Genomic DNA, 12,996 nt, shown 5'->3' on the forward strand with positions numbered 1-12,996 from the left:
CCGGCACCTTACCGAGCCTTACCAACGATAAGTCGCGGTAGCCAGGATGTTGCGGCGATAGCCGTAATAGCAGGTCGTCGCGCTGCCGCACTGCCCGACGTACTCCTTGTCCAGCAGATTCGTCGCGGTCAGCGCAAAACGCCAATGCTGGTCCAGCGTGTAGTGGATCGCCGCATCGGCCAACCACACCGACGACACCTTGAAGGTATTGGCCGCATCGCCCCAGGTCGAGCCGATGTAGCGCGCGCCAGCCCCCATGCCAAGCCCGCGCAGCAAGCCGCCGCGCATCGTGTAGTCGACCCACAGCGCGGCCGTATGGCGCGGCCGGTTGGTCGGCGTCTTGCCCAGGTCGGGCCCGTTGCTCCTGGTGGTTTCCATATTCATCAAGGTGTACGAGCCGATCGCCTTGAAGCCGTTCTGGAAGTCCATCGTGCCTTCCAGTTCGAAGCCGCGCGAGCGCACCTCGCCGGTCTGGATCTGGAAGTTGGTGCCGGCCGGGCGTCCCGGATCCGGCGTCAGCACGTCCTGCTGCCGCAGATCGTAGACGGCCGCGGTAATGAAGCTGTTGCTGCCCGGCGGCTGGAACTTGACGCCAAGTTCGGTCTGCTTGCCGGTGGTCGGCTTGAACGGCGAACCCTGGCGGTCGGTGCCCGCCTGCGGCTGGAACGAAGTCGAGTAGCTGACGTACGGCGTGATGCCGTACGGCGCCTGATACAGCAGGCCGAGGCGGTAGGTGAAGTCGTCCTGGTCGATCGGCGTCGTCGTGACGGTGCGCGCGTTGGTCGCCGTGACGATGCGGGTCGAGGTCGTATCCGAGCTTGCCCAGTCCTTGCGGCCGCCGGCGACGAAGGTCAGCCGCTCGGTCAGCTTCATCTGGTCCTGGAAGTAGACGCCGAGCTGGCGCTGCGTCTGCTCGGCATTGGTGTACGAGGCGATCGGATTGATCCTCGCGCCGTAGACCGGATTCCACGGATCGATCAGGCCCAGCGGCGGCGTGCCTACCGTGCCGAAGCCCTGCTTGTCGTCGAACTTGCCATGCTGGTAATCCACGCCGACCAGCACTTTGTGCCGGACCGGCCCGGTACTGAAGTCCGCCTGCAGCTGGGTATCGACGCCGATCGTATCGAGCTTGCCGCCGGCATCGAGCGAACCGCGCCGCAATTGCTGCTGCGCCGCCGAGTTCCAGCCCACGGCATACACCCCGGTATAGGTCAGGTCGCTATGCATGTAGCGCACGTTCTGCCGGACGCGGAAGGTATCGTTGAAGCGATGTTCGAACGCGTAGCCGATCGCGTACTCCTCGCGGTCGAACGTATTGAAGCCCGGCTCGCCGGTAAAGAACCCGACCGGGATCCTGCGGCCGTTCACCGTCGGAATGACGGTGCCCTCGCGCGGCAGGAAGTTGATCGCCGTGCCCTGCTTGTCGCGTTGGTAATGGGTCAGCAGCGTGAACGTGGTATCGGCGGACGGGCGGAACGTCAGTGCGGGCGCGATGAAGATGCGGTCGTCCTTGGCATGCTCGGTCTGCGTATCGCTCTTGCGGAACAGCCCGGTCAGCCGGTAGAGCACGGTCTGGTTGCTGTCCACCGCGCCGGACAGGTCGAAGCTGGCCTGCTTGCGGTTGTGCGAACCGTATTGCAGGTTGACCTCGCGCAACGTCTCGGCGGTCGGCCGCTTGCTGACGAGGTTGACGAGCCCGCCCGGGGCATTGGCGCCGTACAGCACCGAACTCGGCCCGCGCAGCAGTTCGACGCGCTCGAGTCCATAGGTATCGACGCGCGGCATCAGGTAGCCGCTGGTGTAGTAGTTGATGTACAGGCCGTCGAGATATTGCCGCGCGGGGAAGCCGCGGATCACCGGCTTGTCGTAGCGCGACTCGACCACGTTGTCGCCGACCACGCCGGCCGAATAGGCGAAGGCCTCCGACACGTTCTGCACGCCGCGATCTTCCATCTGCTCGCGGGTGATCACCGAAATCGACTGCGGCGTCTCCGACAACGGCGTATCGGTCTTGGTGGCGGTGACGCTGCGGCGGGCGACATAGCCGCCCACCGGCCCGGTTCCCGTTTCCGACCCGGTGGCCCGCACGGTGACCTCCGGCAATTGGCCGGCCACCGGCTGGCCCGCCGGCGCCGCCTGCTCCTGCGCATGTGCGCTGCCCGCCAGCGCAAACAACATCACTACCGCCCGCCGGACTTCCGTCCGCCGGCAATCGAACACCCGTTGCATGAGACTCCCCTTCTTATTGGATCGCGCCGGCCCGGCACGCAAAACGCTTACCGTAATGCTGTTGCGAATGATAATGATTCGTAATTATTACGTGAGTGTCGTGAAAACGGCAATAGGGCGCGTGAAAAGGGGAATTGGCGGCTGATCGGGACAGAAACGGGGCGCCGGCTAATTTCTCGCGGCGGCGGTCCGTCTCTCGTGGAAGGCGGCGCCCCATCGCGAAGCCCCAATACGACCTGCCCGGCCTGGAGATTCCCCGTTGATTGCCGAACTCACGCCCTTCTTTCCCGGCCCGCTGCGGCGCTTCGGCGAAGGAGTCACCACGGCGCCGGCCGGCGTCGATGCGGTGCCGGGCAGCGCGTTTGCCGAGCCCGCCGCCTTGCGGCAACGGCTGGCGGAATACCGCGACACGATCGCCGCCGAACACGAGCGCGCCCCTCCCGCCCTGGCGTCGTGGTGGGCCCGGCACTACTGCGTGGTGCTGGTGCCGCCCGTGCTGGTTGCGGCGGCTGCGCTCGGGCGGACCGTGCCGGTATCGCTGGACGAGGTCGATATCGCGTTCGACCCGGACGGGCTGGTGTCACGCATCCACCTGCGTTCGCCGACGCTCGGCCATGGCGCGGCAACGCTGGACGAAACGCTGGCCGCCATGACGCACCACCATCTGGCGCCGGTGTTCGCGACGCTGTCGGAGCTGACCCGTGCCTCGCCGCGCGTGCTGTGGAGCCACGCGGCCGAGTTCGTCCAATACGTCGGCATCAACCTGCTCGCCCACCCGGCGCTCGATCCCCGGCGTCGCGACACGCTGGCGCAATGGCTGCGCCAGGACAAGGGCGCGGATGGCCGGCCGCACCCTTATCGCGCGGCCTACCTCGAGCGCCCGCAAGCGGACGGCGGCGAACGGCGGGTACGCCGCGTCTGCTGCCTGAAGTACCGGCTCGACGGCGACGATTACTGCGGTACCTGCCCGCTGCGCGCCGAGTGCGCGGCATTGTGCTGATCGAAGCCACGCCACGCTAAATTCCCCGCTCCTCCCTTCGTCTTCCTTCTGTCGGACGTGCTGGTGCAGCACCGGTCCATCGATTCGCAAAAGGACAGCAATGCAAGGCGAGACGCTGCTCGACTATTTGATCCATCACGCGACAGGCCGCGCCGATGCGATGGCGCTGACGGTGCTGGACGAGGACCATCCCGAAGGCACGCCCTACTGCTATCGCGACCTGCTCGCGCGCGCGGCGGCCTATGCCACGCGACTGAGCGAAGTGGCCCGGCCCGGGGAGCGCGCGATGATCGTGCTCGATACCGGTATCGATTACGTCAGCGCGTTTCTGGGCTGCCTGCTGGCGCGCGTCATCGCGGTGCCGGCCTTCCCGCCGGAGTCGATGCGGCCGCAGCATCTGGCACGGCTCAACGCCATCGCCGCCGACGCGCAGCCTGCTGTGGTGGTGGTCGACGACGGACTTGCCGGCGACTGGGCCAGCGGCCGGTCCGCCAGCCTGCAAGCCCACGTCGTCACCGTATCGTCAGTCCGGCCAGCGTCGCCTGGACCCACCGTCGCGGACGCGAGGGCCTGGGCCGCGGCCATCCGTCCCGACGCCATTGCCTTCCTGCAGTACACCTCCGGCTCGACCGCGACCCCGAAGGGCGTGATGGTGACGCACGCCAATATCGTCGCCAACGAAGCGGCCATCGCCAGCCAGTTCGGCACCACGGCCGACGACGTGATGGTCAGCTGGCTGCCGCTCTATCACGACATGGGCCTGATCGGCGGACTGCTGCATCCGCTTTATGGCGGCATGCCGCTGGTGCTGATGTCGCCAACCTATTTCCTGCAACGGCCGCGCCGCTGGCTGGAGGCGATGGACCGGTTCCGCGGCACCGTCAGCGGCGGCCCCGACTTCGCCTATCGGCTGTGCGTGGAGCGCGTACGCGCGGCACAAGTGCCGACCCTGTCGCTGCGCAGCTGGCGCGTCGCCTTCTGCGGCGCCGAGCCGATTCGCGCCGAAACACTGGAACGATTTGCCAGCCACTTCGCCGCCGCCGGCCTCGACGTTCGTGCACTCTATCCCTGCTATGGCTTGGCCGAGGCAACGCTGCTTGCTACCGGGGGGCGTCCCGGGGAAGGCGCCACGCTGATCGGATTCGACGAGGCCGCGCTGGCATCCGGACACGCGGTTGCATCGATCGATGGCGACGGTACGCGACTGGTCGCCTGCGGCGATGCCGCCCCGGGTCATCGCGTCGACATACGCTGCGTCGAGCATGGCCAGCCGCTTCCAGACGGGCAGATCGGGGAGATCTGCATCAGCGGGCCAAGCGTGACGGCGGGCTACTGGCAGCAGCCCGAGGCCACCGCCAGGACGTTCCCTGATCACGGCGACGCCGCATCGCGCTATCTGCGCACCGGCGACCTCGGCTTCCTGCACGACGGCAGGCTCTATGTCGCCGGACGCTTGAAGGACCTGATCATTGTTCGCGGACACAACTTGTATCCGCAGGACATCGAGATCGCGGTCGAAGCGGCGGTCGAGGTCGTGCGCAAGGGGCGCGTCGCGGCCTTCCCGTTCCAATCCGCCGACGGTCGGATCGAAACGATCGGCATCGCCGCCGAGATTGCGCGCAGCATCCAGAAGTTCGGCTCGCCCGAAGCGGTGGAAACCGCCATCCGCGAGGCGGTGGCGCACTGCTGCGGCGAGCCGCCGGGTCTGGTGCTGCTGCTGCAGCCCGGCGAGTTGCCGAAGACCACCAGCGGCAAGCTGCAGCGCTCGCGCTGCCTGCCGGCCTGGCGCAGTGGCGAACTGGCACTGTGGGCCGCATTCGAATCGGGGCGGCAGCTCGCATCGGTCCCTTCGCTCGACGGCGCGGCGGCGCCGGTCGTGAGCGCCAATGCCAACGCCGATGCCGTGGCGCTGCAGGGCACCGAGGCGACTCTGGCGGAGCTATGGCAGGAAGTCCTGGGCGTCCACCCCGCCTCGGCCGATGACAACTTCTTTGCCCTGGGCGGCAACTCGGTGCGCGCGACCCAGCTGGTGTCGAGAATCCGGGAGCGGCTGCATCGTGGCTACGCGCTGGCGCATCTGTTTGCCGATGGGTCGCTGCGGGCCAACGCGGCGGTCATCGACCGGTTGCTGGCGCGCGACGAGGGAGAAACGCCGTCCGAGGACATGGCCATCTCGCGCCGGCCCGACAGCGAGCTCGCCCCACTGTCTCCGGTGCAGCGCGGCCTGTGGGTGCTGTGGTCGATGCAGCCTGACAGCGGCGCCTACAACGTCTCGGGCGTGCTGAAGCTGCGCGGCCGTTTCGACCGGATCGCGCTGCAACGCGCAGTGGACGCGCTGGTCGCCCGGCACGAGGCCCTGCGCACCCGCTTCGAACTGGACCAGCATGAGGAACCGCGGCAGCGCGCGCTGCCGGCCCGTCCCTGCCCGATCGCGGTAGTGGACTTGCGCGAGCCTGGTCCCGACGCCGCCGCCAAGGCGCAGGCAAAGGCGCGAGAGCTCAGCGCCGAGCCGTTCGACCTGCTAGCCGCGGCGCCCGTGCGCATCGCGCAATTGCTTGTTGCCAACGACCAGGAATGGCTGTCGATCACGGTCCACCATATCGTGTCGGATGGATGGTCGATGAATGTGGCGATCGACGAGTTTTGCCGGCTCTATGACGGCTTCGCGGCCGATCGCCCGGTCGAGTTGCCGCCACTGGCGATCCGCTACGCGGACTATGCCGCCTGGCATGCGGACCGTCTCGGTGCCGGCGAGCGCGACCGCCAACTCGGCTACTGGAAGGGCCGCCTTGGCGACCAGCCTGCTGTACTGGAACTCCCCTGGGATCGCCCGCGGCCCGTGGTGCAGAGTCATCGCGGCGGCGCGGTGCCCTTCATGCTGGACGGGCCGTTGGCGACAAGCTTGCGTGGCATCGCGCTCGCTGCACAGACGACGATGTTCGCGGTGCTGTTGGCCGCCTTCCAGACGCTGCTGTACCGCTACACGGGGCAGCGCGATGTCCGGGTCGGCGTGCCGGTCGCCAATCGTGGCAGCGTCGAGACGGAAGGCCTGATCGGATGCTTCGTCAATACGATCGTCGTGCGCACGGACATCGATGGCAGCATGCCGTGGGATGCCCTGCTGCGCCGGCTGCATCAGACGGTGCGCGAGTCGCAGCAATACCAGGACCTGCCCTTCGAACAGTTGGTCGAGGCGCTGCAGCCGGAACGCAGCCTCGCCCATAACCCGCTGTTCCAGGTCAAATTCAACCTGGCGCTGCCGATTGCGGTCCCCAAGCAATTGGCTGGCTACGTCGTCACGGCCGAACAGATCGAGGGCGATGTCACGCGCTTCGATATCGCGCTGGATCTGGTGGAAAGCGAGGACGGCATTGCGGGCCGGCTTAGCTACGCCACCGATCTGTTCGATCACGACACGATCGAGCGGATGCGCGACCACTACGTCCGCGTCCTCGAACAGATCGCGTCGACACCGACGCTTCGCGTTGGTGAGTTGAAGTTGGGCAATGAGGACGGGCGGCTCATTGGCGAGTCCGTGACGTCGGCGCCGACCGATGTGCTGGCGGCATGGCGGCGCAACCTTGACGCGGATTCTTCTGCCATTGCGTTGCGATACGAGGAACAGACGCTGACTCGCGGCGAGACAGATCGGTTGGCCAATGGGATTGCAGCGGCGCTGGTCGAGCGCGGTGTTGGGCGCGAGACGCGGGTTGGACTCTGCGTCGAGCGTTCGCCGGCGTTCGTGACCGGCCTGCTTGGCATCCTGAAGGCCGGCGCGGTTTGCGTACCGCTCGATCCGGCACAGCCGGCCGAACGCTTGCGGCAGTTGCTGGACGATGCCGCGGCTCGCGTGGTGGTTGGCTCCGTGCCGGGCTTCGATTGCCTCGATCCGGCCTCCGTGGCACCAGTGGACGCGGCCCCTTTCGTCTCGTTGCTTCCAGGTCAGGCCGCTTACCTGATCTACACCTCGGGCTCCACTGGCACCCCGAAGGGCGTGCTGGTCAGCCACGATGCGCTCGCGCATTACGTCTCCGGCGCGCTGCACCGGCTCGAGCTACCGGCCGATGCCTCGATGGCGATGGTCTCGACCACCGCCGCCGACCTCGGCCATACCGTGCTGTTCGGCGCCCTCTGCAGCGGCCGCACCTTGCATCTGATCTCGCGCGAGCGCGGCTTCGATCCCGATCGCTTTGCGGAGTACATGGCGCGGCACCGCGTTGGCGTACTGAAGATCGTTCCCAGCCATCTACGCGGATTGCTCCAAGCTCGCCAACCCGCCGATGTCTTGCCCGAGCAGGCGCTGATCCTCGGCGGTGAGGCCACCTCTGCCGAACTGGCTCGCACAGTCCGCGACCTGAAGCCGCACTGCCGGTTGTTCAACCACTACGGGCCCACGGAGACGACGGTCGGCGTACTGACGCACGAGGCCGTAACCTTGCCCGAACGGCAACTGCCCACCGGCACGCCGCTGCCCGGCTCCCGCGTCTATGTGCTCGACGCTGACCTGAACCCAGTGCCGGCCGGCATCGTCGGCGAGCTCTATATCGCCGGACCGCAGCTGGCTCGCGGCTATCTGGGACGGCCAGGGCTGACCGCCGAGCGCTTCGTGCCCGATCCCTTCACCGACGGGGCACGGATGTACCGCACCGGCGACCGCGTCAAGCAGGATGCGGACGGCCGGATTGAATACCTTGGTCGCCAGGACGAACAGGTCAAGATCCGCGGCTACCGCGTCGAACTCGGCGAGATTGCCCATCTGCTGCGGTCCCAGCCGGGCGTCAAGGATGCCGCCGTGATCGTTCATGAGGAGCGGTTTGTGGCCTACTGCGTGCTGGACGCCATCGACGCCACAACGATCAAGGACCGGCTCAAGGCACAGCTGCCCGATCACATGGTCCCGGCCCAGCTGATCGCGCTCGACCGGCTGCCGGTCACGCCGAATGGCAAGCTCGATCGCCGCGCGCTGCCCGCGCCGGTCTGGGAAACGCAAGGCTACGTCGCCCCGCGCAACGAGATCGAGGCGCTGCTGGCGCAGGTCTGGCAGGAGGTGCTTGGCGTCGAACAGGTCGGCATCCACGACAACTTCTTCGAGCTCGGTGGCGACTCGATCCTGTCGCTCCAGTCGGTCAGCCGCGCCCGCCGACTGGGCCTGCGTTTCACGCCCAAGGACCTGTTCCTGCATCAGACCGTGCAGGCGCTCGCACAAGTGGCCAAGCGCGACGAAACCCATCGGCGCGTCGACGACAGGCCTGCCGGCGAGGTGCCGCTGCTGCCGATCCAGCGGGCGTTCTTCGAGACGCCGATGCCGAACCGCCATCACTGGAATCAATCGGTACTGCTGCGACCAGCGGAGCCTCTGGACCCGAACGCGCTGCGCAGCGCGCTGAAGGCGCTGGTCGCCCATCACGACGCATTGCGGCTGCGCTACCGCCAGCAGGACGGGCAATGGCAGCAACACTACGCCGAGCCCCCCGATGGCGACTTGCTGTGGCAGCAGCAAATTGACGACGCCGGTTCCATCGCAGCGCACTGCGACCGTGCCCAGCGCAGCCTGGACCTTGCACAGGGGCCATTGCTGCGCGCTCTGCATCTGCAATTGCCGGATGGCAGCGAGCGCCTGCTGCTCGTCGTTCACCACCTTGTCGTGGACGGCGTCTCGTGGCGCATCTTGCTGGAAGACCTGCAGCAGGCATACCGGACCGCGCAGCAACGCCAACCGATCGCTCTCGCGCCCAAGACGGCGCCGTACAAGGCCTGGGCACAGGCGCTGGTTCAATATGCGAACTCCGACGAACTCACCCGGCAAGTGGACTACTGGCGCGGCCAGCACGGCCCAGAGGTCCCTTGCGACCACGCCGTGTCGGACGACCGCATCGCGGAGGCTGCCACGCTGACCCTGCGGCTGTCGCCGGCGCAGACGCAGCGGCTGCTGAAACAAGCGCCCGCGGCGTATCGCACGCAGATCAACGACCTGCTGCTGAGCGCGCTGGCGCAGGCAGTGGGCCAGTGGGCGGGTATCGATCGCGCTGCCGTGCTGCTCGAAGGGCATGGCCGGGAAGCCTTGCGCGCGACGCCGGATATCGCCCGCACCGTCGGCTGGTTCACGACGATGTTTCCGGTGGTACTGCCGGCGGTCGATGACACCGCGGCCAGCATCAAGTCGGTCAAGGAAACGCTGCGTGCCGTTCCCGACCAAGGCATCGGCTACGGCTTGCTGCGCCATCTGGGGCCACAAGCTCTCCGTGACCAACTCGCACCCCGCGCACTGCCCCGCATCACGTTCAACTATCTGGGTCAGTTCGACCAGAACGTCGGTGGTGACGCGCTATTCGACTTCGCCGACGAGTCCAGCGGAGCCAGCCGCGATCCTGAGGCCCCGCTTGGCAACTGGATCACGATCAATGGACAGGTGACCGGCGGCGCGCTGTCGCTGGGCATCACGTTCAGCACCGCCCGCTACCGCCAGGAGACCATCGCTTCGCTGTTGCGAGCCTATCGGCAGGCGTTGGAGAGCACTATCGACCATTGCCTTAGCGTGCCGTCCGGTGCGCTGACGCCGTCCGACGTACCGCTCGCCGGTCTGACCCAGGATCAACTCGATCGCCTCGTCGGCCGCCAGATCGAGGACCTGTATCCGCTGACGCCGATGCAGCACGGCATGCTGTTCCACTCGCTCTATGCGCCGGAAGCCGGGCTTTACGTCAACCAGCTCGCCATCACGCTCGACGGCCTCGACGCCGATCGCTTCGGCGCGGCCTGGGACGACACGGTCGCACGGCACGAGATCCTGCGTACCGGCTTTGTCTGGATCGAGGGGCAGGCCATGCAGGCGGTCTATCGGCAGGTCCCTTCGCCGGTTCGCATCGATGCACAGCGGCAGTGGTCGGACGCCGACTTCGATGAGGTCGCGCTCAGCGAACGGAAACAAGCCTTCGCGCTCGATACCCCTCCGCTGATGCGCGTGCGCCTGCTTCGACTCGGCGCAAACCGCTACCGCATGATCTGGACCAGCCACCATCTGCTGCTCGATGGCTGGAGCACGGCCCGATTGATCGGCGAAGTCCTGCAGCGCTACCATGGCCAGCCGGTCGAGGCGCCTGCCTCGCGCTATCGCGACCACATCGCCTGGCTGCAGACGCACGATGTTGCCGCCAGCGAATCGTTCTGGCGCGAGCGGCTGCAAGCGCTCGACGAGCCGACGCGGCTGGCGTCTGCCCTTCCTGCGCCTGACGCCGGCCCCGGTCATGCGACCTGCCGCACCACGCTCGATGCAGACGCCCTCGCCCGTATCCAACGCAGTGCCGCCAGTCAGCATCTGACGCTGAACACGCTGCTGCAAGCGGCCTGGGTCATCGTGCTGCAGCGCTATACCGGACGGCGTGCCGTCGCCTTCGGCGCCACCGTCGCCGGACGGCCGGCAGCCTTGTCCGGTGCTGAAGCGATGCTCGGCCTGTTCATCAATACGCTGCCGGTGATCCAGGCGCCTGCGCCCGACCAGTCCGTCGCCGACTGGCTGCAGGCGCTGCAAGCGGAGAACCTGGCCCTGCGCGAGCACGAACACGTGCCGCTGTACGAAATCCAGCGCTGGGCCGGTCAAGGCGGCCAGGCGCTGTTCGACTCGATCCTGGTGTTCGAGAACTACCCGGTCGATGCGGCGCTGCGCCAGCGCGAGCAGAACGGCTTGAAGCTCGGCGAGGTCAGCCATGCCGCGACCACCAACTATCCGCTGACGCTGGTGGTCTCAGCTGGCGCGACGCTCGATATCGTCTGCAGCTATCAGCGCGAAGCGTTCTCGCACGCTGCGGTCGAGCAATTGCAGCGGCAATACGTTGGCGTGCTGGATCAACTGGCCGCCGCTTCGGCGACGCCTCCGGCCACGCGTATCGGCGACCTGAATTTGATCGATACGGACTGTCACGAGTCGTCGCCTGGCCGGGACCCGGCGGACCGGCGCTTCTCGGCTGCCGACCCGGTTCACGTGGCCATCGCGCGCCAGGCCACCCGGCGCCCGGATGCCATTGCGATTCGCTGCGGCGGACACGCCGTCAGCTATGGCGAGCTCGATGCCGCCGCCACGCGCCTGGCCTACGCATTGCACGCAGCCGGCGCGCGCCCGGAGGCCGTCGTCGGCGTCGTGCTCGACCGCAGTCCCGACCTGATCGTGCGGCTGCTCGCCACGCTGAAGGCCGGCGCCGCCTATCTGCCGCTGGATCCGGAACTGCCGCACGCCCGCATCGCGCAATTGCTGCAGGACGCTGGCGTCAAGCTGGTTCTGACCTCCCAAGCTCTTGTCGGGCGCATCGATACCACCCTGCCGCTCGTCGTCATGGAGGACATTGGCGATCCGGCACCGATCCAACTGCCCGCCGTCGATCCGCGCCAGCTCGCCTACCTGATCTACACCTCGGGCTCCACCGGCACCCCGAAGGGCGTCGCCGTCGAGCACGGCCCCTTGGCGATGCACTGCCACGCTACCGCCGAACAGTACGGCATGGGACCGGACGATCGCGAGCTGCACTTCCTGTCGTTCAACTTCGACGGCGCGCACGAGCGCTGGCTGGTACCGCTGATCGCCGGCGCCCAACTGGTGCTGCGCGACGACACCTTGTGGAGCGCCGAGCAGACCTTGGAGGTCATCGCCCGCGAAGGCGTGACCAACGCCGGCTTCCCGCCCGCCTACTTGCTTCGGTTGGCCGAAGCCGCCACCGAACCGGTGCCGCTGCGCCTGCTGTCCTTTGGCGGCGAAGCGATGTCGCGCGAGGCCTTCGCCCGGATCAAGCAGAAATTCCAGGCCGGTACGCTGATCAATGGTTATGGGCCGACCGAGGCCGTGGTCACCCCGCTGGCGTGGGTCAGTCAACACGACACCGACTGCCCGAGCGCCTATGTGCCGATCGGCGGGCCGGTGGGCGACCGCACGGCTTATGTGCTCGACGCCGACCTGAACCCCGTGCCGGTCGGTGTTGCCGGCGAGCTGTATATCGGCGGGCTGGGCCTTGCGCGCGGCTATGTCGGCAATCCGGGCCTGACCGCGGAGCGCTTTGTCCCCGACCCTTTCACCACCAGCGCTCGCATGTACCGCACCGGCGATCTGGTCCGCCGTTGTCGCGACGGCACCATCGAATACGTCGGCCGACTCGACCATCAGGTCAAGATCCGCGGCTATCGCATCGAACTGGGCGAGATCGAGGCGCGGCTGCGTGCGCACGCAACCGTGCGGGAAGCGGTGGTCGTCGCCCACGATGGCCCGAGCGGCAAGCAGTTGATCGCCTATGTCGTGCCGGACCAAGGCGAGGGAGAGGTCGCGGCGCCGCTGAAGGCATATCTGGAAAGCGTCCTGCCGCCCTATATGGTGCCCGCGCAGATCGTGCCGCTGAACCAGTTGCCGGTCACGTCCAACGGCAAGCTCGACCGCCGCGCGCTACCCGAGCCGGTATGGGAAACACAAGCCTACGTGGCGCCGCGCAACGACGTCGAGGCAATGCTGGCGACGATCTGGCAGGAAGTGCTCGGCGTCGAGCAAGTCGGCGTACACGACGACTTCTTCGCGCTCGGCGGCCACTCCCTGCTGCTGACGCAACTCGTATCCCGGCTGCATCGCGAGTTCGACAACACGCTGACGCTGCGCCAGGCGATGTCGCTGCCCACCGTGGCCGACCTGGCCGACTACATCGCCCAGCAACAGGCGACCGGCGCTACGGTCAACGTCGCCAGCCAATTGCAGACCATCGACGACCTGATGGCCGACCTCGAGACTTCCTAATCCA

3 protein-coding genes are annotated in these 12,996 nt (G+C 67.3%); 2 read left to right on the forward strand and 1 reads right to left on the reverse strand.

All coding sequences use genetic code 11. From position 1 onward, the window contains the following. Window positions 1-18: 18 nt before the first annotated feature. Window positions 19-2,229, reverse strand: a complete 2,211-nt coding sequence (locus tag F7Q96_RS13030; RefSeq protein WP_082371689.1) for a TonB-dependent siderophore receptor — start codon at window positions 2,227-2,229, stop codon at window positions 19-21. A gap of 259 nt (window positions 2,230-2,488) precedes the next feature. Between F7Q96_RS13030 and fhuF the strand changes: the two genes are divergently transcribed. Then, window positions 2,489-3,229, forward strand: a complete 741-nt coding sequence (fhuF, locus tag F7Q96_RS13035) for a siderophore-iron reductase FhuF (RefSeq protein ID WP_053823548.1) — start codon at window positions 2,489-2,491, stop codon at window positions 3,227-3,229. 100 nt (window positions 3,230-3,329) lie between these two features. After that, complete coding sequence (locus tag F7Q96_RS13040; RefSeq protein ID WP_053823547.1) at window positions 3,330-12,992, forward strand: non-ribosomal peptide synthetase; 9,663 nt, start codon at window positions 3,330-3,332, stop codon at window positions 12,990-12,992. Window positions 12,993-12,996 lie beyond the last annotated feature (4 nt).

The organism is Cupriavidus gilardii (genome assembly GCF_008801915.1).
Classification (GTDB): Bacteria; Pseudomonadota; Gammaproteobacteria; order Burkholderiales; family Burkholderiaceae; genus Cupriavidus; species Cupriavidus gilardii.

Bases quoted from the DNA above. Each gene is read 5' to 3' on its own strand.
- F7Q96_RS13030 (WP_082371689.1), bottom strand. From the start codon at position 2,229: ATGCAACGGGTGTTCGATTGCCGGCGGACGGAAGTCCGGCGGGCGGTA.
- F7Q96_RS13040 (WP_053823547.1), top strand. From the start codon at position 3,330: ATGCAAGGCGAGACGCTGCTCGACTATTTGATCCATCACGCGACAGGC.